At 42.5% G+C, this 17,811-nt stretch carries 14 protein-coding genes; 4 read left to right on the top strand and 10 right to left on the bottom strand.

What is annotated here, in order from left to right; translation table 11 throughout:
- Positions 1-10: 10 nt before the first annotated feature.
- Positions 11-1,372, bottom strand: coding sequence for a citrate/2-methylcitrate synthase (locus LU279_RS10850; protein ID WP_274422525.1), 1,362 nt, complete (start codon positions 1,370-1,372; stop codon positions 11-13).
- A gap of 335 nt (positions 1,373-1,707) precedes the next feature.
- Here LU279_RS10850 and gdhA point away from each other — a divergent pair, with 335 nt between their 5' ends.
- Positions 1,708-3,042, top strand: a complete 1,335-nt coding sequence (gene gdhA / locus LU279_RS10845; protein ID WP_274422524.1) for an NADP-specific glutamate dehydrogenase — start codon at positions 1,708-1,710, stop codon at positions 3,040-3,042.
- Positions 3,043-3,134: 92 nt separating this feature from the next.
- Here gdhA and sigG read toward each other — a convergent pair whose 3' ends face one another.
- Together sigG and LU279_RS10835 are read right to left on the bottom strand one after the other, a co-directional pair.
- Positions 3,135-3,914 carry an RNA polymerase sporulation sigma factor SigG gene (sigG, locus tag LU279_RS10840; protein WP_274422523.1) on the bottom strand — a complete coding sequence of 260 codons (780 nt, stop codon included), beginning with the start codon at positions 3,912-3,914 and terminating at the stop codon, positions 3,135-3,137.
- A 103-nt stretch (positions 3,915-4,017) separates the two neighbouring features.
- A complete protein-coding gene (locus LU279_RS10835; protein WP_022066822.1) occupies positions 4,018-4,281 on the bottom strand; it encodes a PRC-barrel domain-containing protein in 264 nt (87 codons plus the stop codon).
- Positions 4,282-4,442: 161 nt separating this feature from the next.
- On the opposite strand from LU279_RS10835, the gene nrdR reads away from it, so the two are divergent.
- Complete coding sequence (nrdR, locus tag LU279_RS10830) at positions 4,443-4,895, top strand: transcriptional regulator NrdR (RefSeq protein WP_274422522.1); 453 nt, start codon at positions 4,443-4,445, stop codon at positions 4,893-4,895.
- A 180-nt stretch (positions 4,896-5,075) separates the two neighbouring features.
- On the opposite strand, the gene LU279_RS10825 is transcribed toward nrdR, so the two are convergent.
- The 3 genes from LU279_RS10825 to rsmH form a co-directional block, all read right to left on the bottom strand.
- Positions 5,076-5,903 (bottom strand): HAD family hydrolase, encoded by an 828-nt coding sequence (locus LU279_RS10825; protein WP_274422521.1) that lies wholly within the window; start codon positions 5,901-5,903, stop codon positions 5,076-5,078.
- Positions 5,904-6,040: 137 nt separating this feature from the next.
- A complete protein-coding gene (gene pap / locus LU279_RS10820) occupies positions 6,041-7,510 on the bottom strand; it encodes a polyphosphate:AMP phosphotransferase (RefSeq protein ID WP_274422520.1) in 1,470 nt (489 codons plus the stop codon).
- A 440-nt stretch (positions 7,511-7,950) separates the two neighbouring features.
- Positions 7,951-8,997: a 16S rRNA (cytosine(1402)-N(4))-methyltransferase RsmH gene (gene rsmH / locus LU279_RS10815; protein ID WP_274422518.1), complete on the bottom strand. Its 1,047-nt coding sequence runs from the start codon at positions 8,995-8,997 to the stop codon at positions 7,951-7,953.
- 385 nt (positions 8,998-9,382) lie between these two features.
- Here rsmH and LU279_RS10810 point away from each other — a divergent pair, with 385 nt between their 5' ends.
- Positions 9,383-10,807 (top strand): phospholipase D family protein, encoded by a 1,425-nt coding sequence (locus LU279_RS10810; protein WP_274422517.1) that lies wholly within the window; start codon positions 9,383-9,385, stop codon positions 10,805-10,807.
- 193 nt (positions 10,808-11,000) lie between these two features.
- Here the strand turns inward: LU279_RS10810 and LU279_RS10805 are convergent, their stop codons facing one another.
- The 4 genes from LU279_RS10805 to LU279_RS10790 all read right to left on the bottom strand — a co-directional run bounded on the left by LU279_RS10805 (position 11,001) and on the right by LU279_RS10790 (position 15,930).
- On the bottom strand, positions 11,001-12,896 hold the full coding sequence (locus LU279_RS10805) for an ABC transporter ATP-binding protein (RefSeq protein ID WP_274422516.1): 1,896 nt from the start codon (positions 12,894-12,896) through the stop codon (positions 11,001-11,003).
- Entirely contained in the window at positions 12,889-14,622 is a 1,734-nt protein-coding gene (locus LU279_RS10800) for an ABC transporter ATP-binding protein (RefSeq protein ID WP_274422515.1), read from the bottom strand. The genes LU279_RS10805 and LU279_RS10800 overlap by 8 nt, the downstream gene beginning before the upstream one ends.
- Before the next feature lie 108 nt (positions 14,623-14,730).
- Entirely contained in the window at positions 14,731-15,402 is a 672-nt protein-coding gene (locus LU279_RS10795; protein ID WP_274422514.1) for a YkgJ family cysteine cluster protein, read from the bottom strand.
- Positions 15,403-15,432: 30 nt separating this feature from the next.
- Positions 15,433-15,930 (bottom strand): N-acetyltransferase, encoded by a 498-nt coding sequence (locus LU279_RS10790; RefSeq protein WP_274422513.1) that lies wholly within the window; start codon positions 15,928-15,930, stop codon positions 15,433-15,435.
- A 103-nt stretch (positions 15,931-16,033) separates the two neighbouring features.
- Here LU279_RS10790 and LU279_RS10785 point away from each other — a divergent pair, with 103 nt between their 5' ends.
- Positions 16,034-17,809: an ABC transporter ATP-binding protein gene (locus LU279_RS10785; RefSeq protein WP_274422512.1), complete on the top strand. Its 1,776-nt coding sequence runs from the start codon at positions 16,034-16,036 to the stop codon at positions 17,807-17,809.
- Positions 17,810-17,811: the final 2 nt, after the last annotated feature.

Genomic DNA, 17,811 nt, shown 5'->3' with positions numbered 1-17,811 from the left:
ACGTTGTTTTTCAGCGCTGGTCAAGCGGCACATACTCCGCTGCTTCCAGCACGTTTTTGTATGCGGGGCGGATAATCTTGTCTGTATTGATCAGCTCCTCCATACGGTGAGCACTCCAGCCCACAATACGCGCCACCGCAAACATCGGTGTATAAAGTTCCAGAGGAAGATCCAGCATACTGTACACAAATCCACTGTAAAAATCCACGTTGGCGCTTACGCCCTTATAAATACGCCGTTCTTCTGCAATAACTTCCGGCGCCATTTTTTCTACCATGGAATACAGCTTGTAATCCTTCATCCTGCCTTTCGCTTTTGCAAGGCTTTCCACAAAGCTTTTAAGGACTTCCGCTCTGGGGTCAGATACAGAATAAATGGCATGGCCCATACCATAAATAAGCCCCCTTCTGTCAAAGGCCTCTTTGTGGAGAAGACGTCTCAGATAATTGCGTACCTCGTCCTCATCCTCCCAGTCATGAACTTCTTTTTTCATATCCTGGAACATACGGATCACCTTTATGTTAGCGCCTCCGTGCTTTGGTCCCTTCAGAGAACCCAGAGCTGCGGCAATGGCAGAATAGGTATCTGTTCCAGAAGAAGAAACTACATGAGTGGTAAAGGTGGAGTTATTACCTCCGCCGTGTTCCATATGAAGGATCAGGGCAAGATCCAGAATTTTTGCTTCCAAATCTGTATATTTCTTGTCCGGTCTCAGAATACGGAGAATATTCTCTGCTGTAGACAGTTCTTTTTTGGGATTATGAATATACAGACTCTTTCCTCTTATATAGTGATTATACGCCTGATATCCGTAAACAGACAAAAGCGGAAATACACTGATCAGGTTCAGACACTGACGAAGTACATTCGGAAGAGAAATATCATCCGGATTATTATCATAGGAGTACAGAGTCAGCACACTTCTGGAAAGAGCGTTCATAATATCTCTTCCTGGAGCTTTCATTACCACATCACGGACAAAGTTTCTCGGAAGTGAACGCTGATTCGCAAGAAGCTGCTTAAACTCTTCCAGCTGCTTTTTATCTGGCAGTACACCGAATAAAAGCAAATATGTAGTTTCCTCAAAACCAAAACGATTGTCCTTTACAAATCCGGCTGTAAGATCTTTGATATTGTATCCTCTGTAATACAGACTGCCTGCACAGGGAACTTCTTTTCCATCAACTACTTTCACTGCCTGAACGTTGGAAACCTGGGTAAGTCCTGCAAGAACACCCTTTCCGTTAATATCACGCAGTCCTCGTTTTACATCATATTTCCCGTAGAGTGACAGATCTATACTGCTGTGATCTTTACACATTTCTGTCAGCTGTTCAATCTCCGGTGTTACTTTCATGTTAAATCCTGTCATACATGATTTCTCCTTTCACATTTCACTTCTGTCCGATCAAGGCCCCTCCTCTTTCCTTTCTCTCTGTTATTGTTCCAACAATATCCTCAGTTGACAGTATACCATTTTTTTTCATTCTGGTCTACAGAAAATCAATTCCGGCCTCAGAAAACATTCTCATAAATTTTTTACAATAAACAGATCCTTCTTTTAAACAGCTCCTTCTTTCTTATAAATTTTTTAAAAATTTTCCGCTGTTCTCTTTTCAGCCTTATCACTTTAGTGTATAATAGCATCAATGCTGACAATATCTGTCAACAGACAACTCGGATAAAAATGGATGAGGAGGAATTATTATGTCTTACACAGAAGAGGTATACGAAAGAGTCGTAGCACAGAACCCGGGTGAACCGGAATTCCATCAGGCAGTAAAAGAAGTTCTGGATTCCCTGAAGGTAGTCATTGACAAAAATGAAGAAGAATACCGCAGACTTTCTATTCTTGAACGTCTGGTAGAGCCGGAACGAATCATCTCCTTCCGTGTTCCGTGGGTAGATGACAGCGGAAAGGTACAGGTAAACAAGGGTTATCGTGTACAGTTTAACAGCGCGATCGGACCATACAAGGGAGGTCTTCGTTTCCATCCGTCTGTAAACCAGAGTATTCTGAAGTTCCTGGGCTTTGAACAGATTTTCAAAAATTCTCTGACAGGACTTCCTATCGGCGGCGGCAAAGGCGGTTCCAACTTTGATCCCAAGGGCAAATCCGACAGAGAGGTTATGGCTTTCTGCCAGAGCTTTATGACTGAACTGTGCAAGTATATCGGCGCTGACACAGATGTACCGGCAGGCGATATCGGTGTAGGCGGACGTGAGATCGGGTATCTTTACGGCCAGTACAAGCGAATTCGTGACCTTAGCGAAGGTGTTCTTACAGGCAAAGGACTTACCTATGGCGGATCACTTATACGTACTCAGGCTACCGGATACGGTGTTGTTTACATGCTTGACGAACTGATGAAAGCACACAATGATGAACTCAGCGGAAAAACTGTAATCGTTACAGGCTCCGGAAATGTTGCAATCTACGCTGCCGAAAAAGCAACACAGCTTGGCGCAAAGGTTGTTGCAATGTGCGACTCCAACGGATATATCCATGATCCTGCAGGTATCAAGCTTGATATTGTAAAGGATATTAAAGAAGTAAAACGCGGACGTATCAAAGAATATGCTGATCGTGTGGAAGGTTCCTCCTTCACAGAAGGCGTTGGCATCTGGAATATCAAATGTGACGTATATCTTCCCTGTGCAACTCAGAATGAGCTTGCCCTTGATGCTGTTAAGACTCTTATTGCCAATGGCTGCAAATACATTGTAGAAGGCGCAAATATGCCTACTACTTTGGATGCTACTGAATATGCTATGGAAAACGGTGTTCTCTTCCTTCCGGGAAAAGCTTCCAACGCAGGCGGCGTGGCCACCTCAGCTCTTGAAATGAGCCAGAACTCCATGAGACTTTCCTGGAGTGCAGAAGAAGTAGACGAAAAACTCCACGGCATCATGAAAGATATCTACAGAAAAATCGATGACGCTGCACAGCGCTATGATATGAAAGACAATTTCGTCGTAGGCGCTAACATTGCAGGATTTGAAAAAGTTGTAGAGGCAATGAAAGCCCAGGGTGTTGTTTAATCCTCCAATTCTTATACAGAAAACTGCCGCAGGCAAAGTGCTGAATAAAACTCTCACTTCTGCTCTGCGGCAGTTTTTATTCTTTTTATTTTTTATGTTCCCAGAAAGTTTTTCATACTTTTCAGCGCATTTTTTTCCAGACGGCTGACCTGGGCCTGAGAAATCCCTACTTCCTCTGCCACTTCCATCTGGGTTTTCCCGTCATAAAAACGCATTTCTATAATATGCCGTTCCCTGTCCGAAAGCCTTTCCAGAGCTTCCCGAAGAGAAAGATTTTCCACCCATTTTTCTTCCCGGTTCTTTTTATCACTGATCTGATCCATCACATACAAAGTATCTCCGCCCTCTGTATACACTGGTTCAAAAAGACTTACCGGATTCTGAATGGCATCCATTGCATAAACGATCATTTCCTTTTCAATTCCTGTTTCTTGAGAGATTTCTGCAATCGTCGGCTCTCTCTGATACTGCTTTGTATAATTTTCTCTGGCATAAATGGCCTTATAGGCAATATCTCTCAGGGAACGACTGACACGGATACTGTTATTATCTCTCAGGTATCTCCGTATTTCACCAATGATCATAGGCACTGCATAGGTGGAAAATTTAACCTGCAGTGTTGTATCAAAATTATCAATTGCTTTCATCAGTCCGATACAGCCGATCTGAAACAGATCATCTGCATTTTCATTACTGTTCTGAAACCGTCTGATCACACTTAATACAAGTCTTAAATTTCCTTTGATGTACTGCTCTCTTGCTCCTTTATCCCCCTCCTTAATCCTGCGGAACAGTTCCTCCTTTTCCTCCGGCTTCAAAACAGGAAGCTCAGAAGTGTTTACTCCACAGATTTCTACTTTATTAAGCGCCATCGAAACATCCTCCTTCTCTCTTTTGCTTACTAAAAGCTTTCTCAGAGACAGGAAGAAATATACTTTTTTCAGAAAAATATAAAAAATATAAGCCCTTGACAGCTTATGTCAGATGTTCTTTGCGAAAACATTTTTCCTCCTGGATCTGAACCAGAATAATGTCATCGCCAATCTGGCAGATACATTTCCAGGGGATCACATACTCGCTTTCTCTTCCAAAAAAGCTGCACAGCCGTCCCGGTCCGGGGACCACCAGCGCTGTGATCTGTCCGGTCTTGCAGTCAAATTCCACATCAATGGGACAGCCCAGACACCGACAGGTACAGGTATTAATGATTTCTTTTTGTTTCAGCTCACATAAGCGCATAACAGCAACCGTTTTTTCTCAAATATATGAAAAAAAACGCCTGATTATGCTTTTCCATTTGTTGACATAAAAAGCAAAATTATAGTATAATATGCCCATAACAGCAGGGTTTGGAAGCTTTTACATATCTCTGCTCAACTGGATAGAAAGGGGACAATGCCATGAAATGTCCGTTTTGTGGTCGGGACAATACCAGAGTTGTAGATTCCAGACCTGTAGAAGATACCAACTCCATCAGAAGAAGACGTATGTGTGAATCCTGTGGAAAGCGTTTTACCACTTATGAAAAGGTAGAAACCATTCCGTTAAGCGTTATAAAAAAAGACCAGAGCCGGGAACCCTACAGCCGCAGCAAGGTCCAGGACGGTATTCTCCGCGCCTGCTATAAACGGCCAATCCCGGTGGAAAAAATAGAAGAAATCATGGACTCCATAGAAGGAGAGATCTTTGACCGGGCTGACAGAGAAATTTCCAGCAATCAGATCGGTGAAATCGTCATGGAACATTTACAGGCGCTGGACGCAGTTGCCTATGTTCGTTTTGCATCTGTATACAGAGAATTTAAAGATGTCAGCACCTTTATGGAAGAACTTAAAAAATTCATGGAGCCATAAGTCGTAGTAAATCACAGCCTTAACCTGTCAAATAAGTGCAGCTGCCGGAGTTAATCCTTCCTGACATCTACACTTTTATAGCACTGACAAAGCCCCTGGAAAGACCGTCTAATATTACATTGTCTTTCCAGGGGCTTTTTTCATAATGATATTCTCAGGCGCATTGAAACTCAGATTCCATTACATCAGATGATGCTTCTGAAATGCCTTCCAGATTCCGTCCTCTGTTACCTTTGGGCAAACCTCGTCCGCAATCTTTTTTACAGCTTCGCTGCCATTTTCCATACAGATACTTAAACCGGCGATTTCCAGCATTTCTCTGTCGTTCATACTATCTCCAAATCCAACAGAATCGCTGATTGGAATATTCAGATACTCACAGACCTTTTTCACTGCTGTTCCCTTGTTAAACTTACGGTTGATAAGCTCCAGGTTTACCACTCCACGAGAAACGTCCTGAATACAGAACAGAAACTCATTCTCAAGTACCGCTCTGGGCTTATCCAGTTTTTCCATGGAAGGACTGGATGCCACAAATTTATAAACCGGCTGATTTCTGTATTCCTTTATAGACAGAATAGAAAAAGTCTTTTTTACAAATTCCTTCCAGCGAAGAAATTCACTGCTCACCTGTTCATCTACATCTTTTTCCATAAATGCTTTAAAGTTATCACTGGCATAAGCCTCATCTCTGCATTCTGCAATCCAGCATACACCGCTTTCTTCCAGAACTTCCATGGCTTTTGCCTTCTGTTCTTCTGTTGCAGGACAGTCATAAATAACTTCTTCTCCGCACAGGATGTATCCCCCGGCGCTTGCCACAACTCCGTCAAACCCGTACTTCAAAAAAGATGACAGCATACCATAATTTCTTCCACTGCACAGAAATACCAGATTTCCTGCTGCCTGCGCCTTTTTTACTGCCTCAATAGCTGAAGCCGGCGGCTCACTGTGTCCCGGCTCCGCCAGAGTACCGTCTATATCCAGAAAAATAACTTTTTTGCTCATATATTCTCTCCTGAAACTTCTTTTGTTCTGTGAAATCAATTCCACATCTCTCAAATTATATTTCCGGAATTGAATCTTGTAAACCGGCATTTTATATTAATCTGAATACTTTTCACTTATTTCTTTATACATTTCATTCAAATATGCTTTTCCAGTTCTCTTATAACAATTTTAAGTGCTTTGATCCGGGCGTATTTTTTATCCACGGATTCCAGAATATGCCAGGGCGCAAAAGTGGTACTTGTCTTTTTCAGCATTTCATCCACTGCCTCCTCATACGCTTCCCATTTTTCACGGTTTCGCCAGTCCTCGTCTGTAATTTTCCACTGTTTCTCCGGATTGTTCTGTCGTTCTGTAAATCTGGCAAGCTGCGTATCCTTGTCGATCTGAACCCAGAATTTAATGATCACTGCTCCCCAGTCATAAAGTTCCTTCTCAAACTCGTTTATTTCATTATATGCCCGCTTCCAATCATTTTCCGTGCAAAAACCTTCCAGACGTTCCACCATCACTCTTCCGTACCAGGTGCGGTCAAAAATTGCAATATGGCCGTCCTTGGGAAGTCTTGTCCAGAAACGCCAGAGATAATGTCGCGCTTTCTCATGAGGCTCCGGGCTGGCAATGGGATGTACCTCATAGCCTCTGGGATCCAAAGCTCCTGTTATCCTCTTGATATTTCCGCCCTTTCCTGCCGCATCCCAGCCCTCATAGGTAATGATCACAGGCACACGTTTCCGATATAAGCGGTTGTGAAGCTCCCCAAGACGTTTCTGAAGACGTTTCAGTTCATGGCGATACTCTTCCTCACTCAGTTCTTTTCCCTGAAGTTCTACTTCTGCCAGCTTAGGCATTTTTACCAGCGGAAAGACATTCTGAAGCAGAGGTGAGGAATGCAGGCGGTTCTGCATGGCAATCTCAATACTATTGATCATGGTATCCAATACCTGAAACTCCGCCCATTTCCGGTTTCCTGCATCAATAATATACCAGGGTGAGGAGGGAAGGTTGGTATCTTTCATATAACGGTCAAACACTTTTTTACATTTTCCGTAGTGTTTATTCTGCCACTGATCATATTTCGTTACACGCCACCTTGTATCTTCCTCTTCCATAAGGCTTTTCATACGGGAATCCTGTTCTTCTCTGTCAATGTGCATAAAAAATTTCAGCACAAGATACCCGTTATCCGTAAGCTGACGCTCAAATCGCCGGACACTTTCCATTCTTTTTTCATATTCTGGTTCTGTAAGTTTTTTCTTCAGGACCTCTTCTGTTATCTGCTCCATCCATCCGGAATCCAGAAAAGTAAATTTTCCTTCTTCCGGAATCTGCTTCATATACCGGTACAAAAAAGGCTTTCGGCTTTCCTCCTCTGACGGTGCGGCCATAGTTGCAACCTTAAAAAATCTGGGATCAATATTTTTGATCACCTTGCCGATGACACTTCCCTTTCCAGCTGCCGCCCAGCCTTCAAAAAGTACCAGCACCGGAAGCCTGTGTTCCTTGATCTTTGTCTGAAGATCATAAAGCTTTTTTCTGCTTTTATCAAGTTGCTCCTCAAGTTCCTGTTTTTCCGGGATCTCTCCCGGTGTCCACTCCTTCAGCATACGCTCACCTCATTTCTCAGAATCATCACCTACATACAATTAACTGTTTTTATTCGTATTATAGCATTATTTTCTGTTAAATTCTATGAATATATTTTTTTATTAGATATACCGAGGCTTTTTCCAGTCTGCTCCCTCATAAATTTATATTTCAGAAAAGAAATCTTCCTCTATAACCAAATTTTTTTTGCCCGATATCTTTGCCTTATTATTTCCATCTTATATCTAAATACTCATGCAAATAAGTTCCAGCACAGCAGGTGGTTTATTTATTTTTCAAAGTTTCGTTTTTCGGAACAACGAAAAACTCCACAATGTAAAACAGGGCCTTGCCCTAACAACAAAAAATGCAGATCATATACTACTTATCTTTCAGTAATACATGACCTGCATTTTCTTTCTTATATTTATGCACTTCTTTTTATTTTATTTCAAATTTCCTATGCCCGGATTGCCCACCGCATTTTCGTACATTTTGCACGGCTGTTTCTGGCGCACTCCTCCTGTGAAGGCCGAATCACATCTTTGCAGATATCGCTGTAAATTCCCTCTTTATAAAACTGTTTAAAAGATTTTTTTACCAGACGATCCTCTCCTGAATGAAAGGTAAGAATCGCAGCTCTTCCATTTGGCGCCAGAACCTGAGGAAGCTTTTCCAAAAAATCATAAAGCACCTCAAACTCACTGTTCACATCAATACGAAGAGCCTGAAAACTTCTCTGGCAGGATTTTTTCACAGCCTCCCTGCGTTCCTTTTCCGGAATAAAGCTTAAAGCCTGTTCAATCACGTTCTTAAAATCTGTGGTAGTTTCAACAGGACGGATCCTTCTCTGTCTGATCACAGCCTTTGATATTTCTTCCGCATAAGGCTCATCTGCATTTTCCAGAAGCATTCCGTAAAGCTCCTCCTGCGTTACCTCTTTCAGACGCTCTGCTGCACTGATTCCTTTCTGCGGATTCATGCGCAGATCCAGAGGTCCGTCCACTTTATAGGAAAAGCCTCTCTCCGGATTGTCTATCTGCATGGAGGATACCCCCAGATCAGCCAGAACAAAATCAAATTTTCCAGCTTCCTCTGCTACCTGATCAATATTTCTGAAATTCAGAAGTTTAACTGTAAGGATATCTTCTCCAAATCCCTGCTTTTTCAGTCTCTCTTTTGTCTTTTCTGATTCAATGGGATCCACATCCAGACCGTAAATGTGCCCCTCTCCTTTCAGACATTTCAGCATCTCCAGCGTATGTCCTCCATATCCCAGAGTAGCGTCCAGACCGCGCTGTCCCGGCTGTATCTGAAGAAAATCCAGAATTTCCTTCACACAGATAGAAATATGCATCCCTGCCGGAGTGCTTCCTTTTCGGATTACTTTTTCCACAATATCTGCATATTTTTCCGGCTGATGCTCCTTATATTTCTCACTGAAATGCCTTGGATGAGTTCCTGAATAACGCACGCGGCGCTTATGTGGTTTTTCCTGATTTTCCATTATCTATTCTCCTGTTCCTGTTTTTTTCATAAAATCATTTTTTCACCAGTTTGCAGCTTCTAAAATCATGCATATTTTATAATAAGCAATTTTATCTTTTTCTGCATCCAGATAAAATATGTATGTTTCCATACCGATACAGCACATACTTATCTACTGATATAAAAGCTGTTTTATAGATTTTCTTTTATTAGAATAAAAACAGCTTGTCACTTTACTAGAATATCAGAAAATCTCTGAAATCACAATGAAAAGAATCTTCTTAAAAAAATTGGCTTAAGATTAGCATTTTTCTTCTTTACATTTTTCCTGATTTGTCATAGAATGTTTCATTACAACCATAAAACTGTCATACCAGTTAGAAAAAAGAAAGTGGTGAATAAACATGAAACGCAGATTTTTCTTCGGTCTTCTGACCCCGGGCAGGATTATTTTTCTTCTTATTTTAATCTATATCGCCCTGCTTACCGTGCCTTATCTGCGGCACAAAAAGGTTTCCGAAAATTTTCAGAATGATTTCAGCCAAAGAGAATTTTACAGCTCCCAGCCAGGAAGCGAGCGCATCGCCTACATAAACGATAATACAGATGCTCTTCTTTATCGTCTTCAGATGATTGACCAGGCAGAACAGGAAATAATTCTCTCTACCTTTGATTTTAACGCTGACAAAGGTGGTAAAGATGTTATGGCAGCTCTTTTAAACGCTGCAGACAGAGGTGTAAAAGTCCGGGTGATCATTGACGGCTTCAGCGGTTTTCTGGATGTAAAGGGAAAAGGAACCCAGTGGTTCCAGGCTCTTGCTTCCCATAAAAATATTTCTCTTCGCATCTACAATCCGATCACACTTTTAAAGCCCTGGAAAGTACAGGCTCGCCTCCATGACAAATATCTGATCATTGACCATCAGATGTTCCTTCTTGGAGGAAGAAATACAACCAATCTGTTTCTGGGCGACTATTCCAGCTCAAAAAATATTGACCGGGAAATTTTTGTGTATGAAACTGAGGATCAGAAAGACTCCTCTCTTTATCAGCTCAGAACTTATTTTGAAAAAATATGGGCTCTGAAGGACAGCCGGGAATTTACCTGCAAAAAGTTTTCCGATAAAATTCAGGAATGTGTCAGTTCTCTGGAAAAACGTTACCAGAAGCTGAAAAAAACGTATCCGGAAGCTTATACAGACTGGGATTTCCGGAAGCTCACCTTTGAAACAAATAAAATCTCCCTTCTCTGCAATCCTCTGGAAGCAGAAAACAAGGAACCATGGATGTGGTATTCCATCCACCAGCTTATGCTTCAGGGAAAGGAAACTCTCATCTATACGCCTTACATCATCTGTGGCAAAGAAATGTACCGGGATCTCACTGAACTGAAAGAAAACAATATTCCTCTTGAGATCATTACCAACGATGTGGCAAGCGGAGCCAATCCCTGGGGATGTACCGATTACCTGAACCAGAAAAAAAAGATCTGGAAAACCGGTGCAAAGGTATATGAGTTTATGGGCGGTCATTCCTGCCACACAAAGGCAGTTCTGATCGATGACAGAATGAGTATTGTAGGCTCCTACAATCTGGATATGAGAAGTACCTACCAGGATACAGAGCTGATGCTTGCCATTGACTCGGAAAAATTAAATTCCATGATCCGCAAGGAAGCAGAAACTGATAAAACCTACAGCAAAACCATAGGGTCTGACGGGAACTATATTCAGGGTGAAAATTATGTTCCCAAAAAACTGAGTACAGGAAAGAAAATCTTTTACGGGGTTCTTCGGGTTCTGACTGTTCCTCTCAGAAAGTTCCTGTAAGTCCTCTGAGGTGTCAGACTAAAAGATTCTTTGGATCACTCTGTACCTGTAAGCGTTCTGCTGCACAGGCCAGTACGTCCGCAGAATTTATTTACAGAAGAAAAGACACTGCATCCGGAAATGCTCTCCGGGGAAAATTTCCCGGAACATTCATTTCCTGTGCAGTGTCTCTTTTTTGCACGAATATATGATTTTACGAAAGCTCCAGCTTTCCTGTATAAAGCTGGTAGTAGGTTCCTTTCATTTTGATCAGATTCTCATGATCTCCTCTTTCGATAATCTTTCCATGATCCAGAACAATAATAGCATCGCTGTTTCGGATTGTGGAAAGTCTGTGTGCGATCACAAATACCGTACGTCCTTTCATCAGATTATCCATACCTTTTTGTACAATACTCTCAGTCCGTGTGTCAATGCTTGATGTAGCCTCATCAAGGATCAGTACCGGCGGATCTGCCACTGCTGCCCTGGCAATAGACAGAAGCTGTCTTTGTCCCTGTGAAAGCTCTTCACCGTCACCGCTGAGCATTGTCTGATAGCCATTGGGAAGCATCCGGATAAACTTATCTGCGTGAGCAAGGCGCGCTGCCTGATAAACCTCATCATCTGTGGCATCCAGTTTCCCATAACGGATATTGTCCATGATCGTACCTGTAAACAGATGCGTATCCTGCAGGACAATTCCCAAAGACCGGCGAAGATCATCTTTTTTAATCTTCGTGATATTGATCCCATCGTAGCGGATCTTGCCTTCCTGGATATCATAAAAACGATTGATCAGATTGGTGATCGTAGTTTTTCCGGCTCCTGTGGAACCTACAAAAGCAAGTTTCTGTCCCGGCTTTGCATAAAGGCTGATATCCTTCAGAATTACTTTGTCCTCATTGTAACCAAAGGTTACATCCTCAAAAACAACATCTCCGGTCAGCTCTGTATAAGAAACAGAACCGTCTGCAGAATGAGGATGCTTCCATGCCCACGTTCCTGTACGCTCTTTACATTCTGTAATGTTTCCGTCTGCATCCTTTCTGGCATTTACAAGAGTCACATAGCCTTCGTCTTTTTCCGGTTCTTCGTCGATCAGCTGAAAAATCCGCTCTGCTCCTGCAAGCGCCATAACAATAGAGTTAAACTGCTGAGCCACCTGCATAAACGGCTGAGTAAAGCTTTTGGTAAACTGAAGGTAGGAAGCCATAACGCCAAGAGTGATTCCTCCCACTCCCATAACAGAAAGGAAGCCCCCCAAAACTGCTGTAAGAACAAACTGAAGATTTCCAATATTTCCGATTACCGGTCCCATCATATTTGCAAAAGTATTTGCGCTGGAAGCGCTCTCAAAAAGAGCCTCATTTAACCTGTCAAATTCTTCTTCTGATTTTCTTTCGTGATTAAATACCTTGACAACTCTCTGACCGTTCATCCGTTCCTCAACAAAGCCTGTCACATCTGCCAGCGCCATCTGCTGGCTGACAAAATATTTTCCACTGTTTCCACCGATCTTTCTTGTAACAAAGGTCATGACGAAAATGACTGCAACAGCCAGAACGGTCAGCAGCGGGCTTAACGCTACCATGGAAATAAAGGTGACGATAATGGTAAAAAAGGACATCAGAGCCTGGGGGATCGCCTGACTGATCATCTGTCTCAGCGTATCTGTATCATTGGTGTAAAGACTCATAACAGAACCGTTTGTCCTCTGGTCAAAATAGCGGATCGGAAGTGTCTGCATATGCTCAAACATATCGTCTCTCACTCTTTTCAGCACACCCTGTCCGATATAAACCATCATCCTTGTATAGATAAAGGTAGAAATCACACCCAGAAGGAAAATGCATCCCAGAACAGCAAGTGCCTGATAAAGTTCTGTAAAATCCGGACTCTGCTGTCCGATCAGCGGGATAATAAAATCATCCAGCAAAAATTTCAGGGACAAAGATACAGAGATCGTTGCTACAGAACTGATAAGAATGCAGATAAACACCAGAATAAAACGCATTTTATAAGTTTCTGTTACATATTTCAGAAGACGCTTTGCTGTCTTTAAAGTATCTTTGGACAGCTTGGGGTTTCTATTTTGTTTCTTATTCATTCTCTTCACCTCCCCGAACCTGAGATTCATACACTTCTCTGTAAATTTCATTTGTTTCCAGAAGTTCCTGAGAGGTTCCCACGCCTGCAACTTCTCCTCCGTCCAGAACGATGATCTGGTCCGCATCTTCAATGGAAGCAACTCTCTGGGCAATGATGATCTTTGTGGTATCCGGAATTTCCTCTCGGAATGCCTTACGGATCAGTGCATCTGTCTTTGTGTCAACTGCGCTTGTAGAATCATCCAGGATCAGGATCTTCGGTTTTTTCAGAAGCGCTCTTGCAATGCAAAGCCTCTGCTTCTGACCTCCGGAAACATTGTTTCCTCCCTGAGCGATCTGAGTTTCGTATCCGGACGGAAATTCGTTGATAAATCCGTCTGCCTGAGCCAGTCTGCACACTCTCTGTACCTCTTCATCACTGGCATTTTCATCTCCCCAACGAATGTTCTCATAAATGGAACCTGAAAACAGCACGTTTTTCTGAAGAACCATAGATACCTGGTCACGCAGAGCTTCCAGATTATAATCCCGTACATCAATTCCGCCAACTTTCACGCTTCCCTCTGTCACGTCATAAAGACGGGGGATCATCTGTACCAGTGTGGACTTTGCACTTCCTGTTCCGCCAATGATCCCAACTGTCTGTCCGGATCTGATATGAAGGTTAATATCCTTCAGAGAAAGATTTCCGCCTTTTCCTCCATAACTAAAATTCACATGATCAAATACGATTTCTCCATTTGGAACATCTTTTACTGAGTTCTCTTTATCCGCCATTTCCGGTACTTCATTCAACACCTCAGTGATACGGTCTGTAGATGCCTCTGCGATCATGATCATAACAAATACAAACGTTACCATCATCAAAGACATCAGAATCTGAAGCGCATACACGATCACACTGGTAAGTTCTCCTGTTGCCATACTTCCCAGGACAATGCTCTTTCCTCCGATAGCAACCAGCAGAAGAACCACTGTGTACATGGTAAACTGCATGACCGGAGAATTCCATGCCACGATTTTCTCTGCTTTTGTAAAAAGGTCGTACACATATCTGGAAATTCCATGAAACTTGCGAATCTCAAAATCTTCTCTGACAAAAGCCTTAACCACACGGGATGCATTGACATTTTCCTGAACAGAATTATTCAGAACATCATACTCATCAAATACCTTGACAAAATGGGGATGCGCTTTTTTAGCAATAAAGATAAGAGTTCCTCCAAGAAATGGAATCACGATCAGGAATAAAAGTGCGATTTTTACATTGATCATCAAAGTCATGACCCATGAAAGCAGCACCATGATCGGGGCTCTTGCAAGCAGACGGATACTCATCATGTATGCCATCTGCACGTTTGTAATATCTGTTGTCATTCTGGTAACAAGCCCTGAAGTGGAAAAATGATCGATATTCTTAAAAGAAAATTCCTGTACCTTATAAAAAATATCATGTCTCAGATTTTTTGCGTAACCGGCTGCTGCCACTGCCGCCATTTTCCCTGCGATCACACCAAACCACAATGCCAGCATAGCCATAACCACAAGGAGCAGTCCCCGCTGCACAATGTAATGGATGTTCCCTTTGGCAATACCCACATCAATGATCTTTGCCATTTCCATGGGAATGAGAACCTCCATCAGCACCTCAAGGATAACAAATAACGGAGCCAGCACTGACTGTTTTTTGTATTCCCTGACTGATCTTAAAAGTGTCTTATTCATTTTTTCTGTCTACCTCCTTATTCTCCCTGTTTTGTTCCGCAGGTTAGTATCCTGACTTTTTCAGAACTGTTTATCATTTAATTTCATTTTCTAACCGTTCCTTTTCTGTTATACACCAAGGGCTAAAAGCTTTTTCGCTTCCTCTAACCGGACGTAAAACTGCGGATAAAAGTCTTCCTCTTCCTTATATGGAGTATAATAAAATCTGCTGAGAACATACATATTCAGGTTTTTAACCAGAGTTTCATCCTCTGTGTCATAAAACACTTCCTGAACCTCCAGAAGAAAATTATGCCAGTCCAGGACAAACTTTTCATATTGTTTGAGATCTGGGGTGTCCAGCCATTTTTTCACCTTGATTTTGGAACGGTTTTTCTTTTTACATTCATGGATCTGAAGAATATACTTAAACCCGTCCTCTGTATAATAACGTCCCAGAGGAAACAGCCTGCAGAATCCCGGTCTGATATCATGTATGGAACAGCGCCCCTCTGTATTCAGGAATACACAGCGTTCCTCCTGCCCCTTCATTGCAAGATGAGGAAGAATGTTTCCATCTGTGACTCCAAGTTCCAGAACACTTCCCAGAAGCTCTTCCGGTGATTTTTTTAATCCCTCACAAAGTCTGTGCACATCTAAGGGATCAAGAATCACCGTATCTCCCATTCCCTGACAGCAGTCGCTGCAGCCTTTGCAGTCCTGACAGTCAGCCTTTACCATATCGTTTGCTCCATATAAATTTCCGTCAGAAATTTCTTCCAATGTAACATTTCGCTTCATGATAAAATTCTCCTCTGTAATATTTTCCTCTCAGGCTTCCCAGTCATAGGCGATTCTCGGGGAACCATCGTTGGTATCGTCATAAGTGTCAATAATTCCGCATTTACGGAACCCGTTTTTTGCCAGAGTATTCTGCATGGGAATGTTGTCTTTATGTGTATCAATCCTCAGATAATCACAGTGTTCTTTTGCAAAATTAAAACAAAGCTTTGAGATTCCCTTTGTACTTCCGTCAGAAGCAACTCTGTGCAGCACTCCATAGGGGATGTTCCTGTGCCATTTTCCCTCCCGGATAATACGGTATGTGGGGTCCTCTCCCTTAAAAAACACAAACACACCTGCGATATGTTTCTCTTCTGCACACACATAGCAGATCCCTTTTTCTATATCTTCCCGGACCATCTCCAAAGAAGGATACACATTCCCCCACTGATCAGGGTTTCCGTTTTCTTTCATAAACGATCTTGCATATGCATAAATTCTCAGAATATCTGAAAGATCTTTTATCTCTGCCTTTCTTATTTTCATTTGTTTTTTCTCCTTTTCTATCTCATTGTACAGGAGTATAATATTGGTTGTCAATCAGGATTCCCCCCTGAAAGAACCTATATAGAAACGGAGGAAACACAACATGCGATCTCTCGCTGTCTATTTAAAAAACTACAAAAAGGAGACCATACTGGCTCCTTTTTTCAAGTTTCTGGAAGTTATATCTGACCTTATGGTTCCCATTGTGATCGCCCATATGATCGATGTGGGAATTGCCGAAAATAACCGCAGCGTCATTATCCGATGCTTTTTTATTCTGATCCTTATGGCAGGCGCCGGTCTGACTGTCAGTATTACAGCCCAGTTCTTTGCCGCAAAAGCAAGTACAGGATTCGCTGCCCGGCTTCGTCAGTCTGTGTTTGACCATGTGCAGGGACTTTCTTATTCTGAGCTTGACCGTCTTGGAACCTCTACTTTGATCACAAGGCTGACCAATGATATCAATCAGGTACAGAACGGACTGAACATGGGACTCCGACTGCTGCTTCGCAGTCCTTTTATTGTTCTCGGCTCTATGGTTATGGCATTTACCATTAATGTACGCTGCGCTCTGGTTTTTGTTGTAGCGATCCCGGTTCTCTTTCTTGTTGTTTTTATTATTATGTACCTCAGTATTCCGCTTTTCCGTAAAGTCCAGGGAAGGCTTGACAGAGTAACAGGACTTACAAGAGAAAATCTTACCGGTGTCCGTGTGATCCGGGCTTTCTGCCGTGAAAAAGAAGCTGTAAAGGAGTTTGACGAGAGCAACCGGGAGCTGACAAAGCTTAATGAATTTGTTGGACGGCTTTCTGCTCTTCTTAACCCCGCCACTTATGTACTCATTAATATTGCCACGGTTTTTCTGATCAGTACAGCCGGTATCCAGGTAAATATCGGCAGTATGCAGCAGGGGGAAACCGTAGCTCTTTACAATTACATGGCTCAGATGATCGTTGAGCTTATTAAACTTGCCTCTCTGATCATCACACTGAATAAGGCAGCCGCCTGTGCAGGCCGTGTAGCTGACATTCTGAACCTCCGTTCCTCCATGGATTATGTTGCGGAAACAGAAACGCAGACCGTTTCAGACTGTGCAGTTGCTTTCCGGAATGTTACTTTTTCCTATGCCGGAAGCAACGCCCCCAGCCTTTCCGATATCAGCTTTTCTGTAAAAAAAGGTCAGACTGTCGGCATTATCGGCGGTACCGGAAGCGGAAAAACAACTCTTATAAATCTGATCTCCCGATTTTATGATGCAGATCAGGGAACCGTTCTTCTTAACGGTCAGGATATCCGCAAATATTCTCAGACAGATCTCCGCGGCAAAATCGGAATCGTTCCGCAAAAAGCTGTACTGTTCAAAGGTACTATCCGTGAAAACATGAAGATTGGCAGGGAAAATGCTTCTGATAAGGAAATCTGGGAGGCTCTTTCCATAGCACAGGCAAAAGAAATTGTAGAAAAAAAACAGGGACAGCTTGATTTTATTTTAGAACAAAACGGAAAAAATCTTTCCGGAGGTCAGCGCCAGCGTCTTACCATTGCCCGGGCTCTGCTCAAAAATCCTGAAATTCTGATTCTGGATGACAGTGCCAGCGCTCTTGACTTTGCCACAGACGCAGCCCTTAGAAGATCACTTCACACACTCAGCCAGAAAGTAACCACTTTTCTTGTGTCCCAGCGTTCTTCAAGTATCCGGCAGGCTGATCTGATCCTTGTTCTTGATGACGGAAACCTGGTCGGCCAGGGAACGCACCAGGAGCTTTTAAAAATCTGTGCTCCTTACAGAGAAATCTTTTTCTCCCAGTTTCCCGATGAGAGAAAAAATTATAACACAGCACAAAATGCCGGAGAACTTTCCACGAAAAGAAAGGGGTAAAC

This window comes from Blautia sp. XA-2221, from assembly GCF_028767025.1.
GTDB lineage: Bacteria > Bacillota > Clostridia > Lachnospirales > Lachnospiraceae > Blautia_A.
Note: the sequence above shows the minus strand (reverse complement) of the source record. Positions and strands in the feature narration are given on the sequence as shown.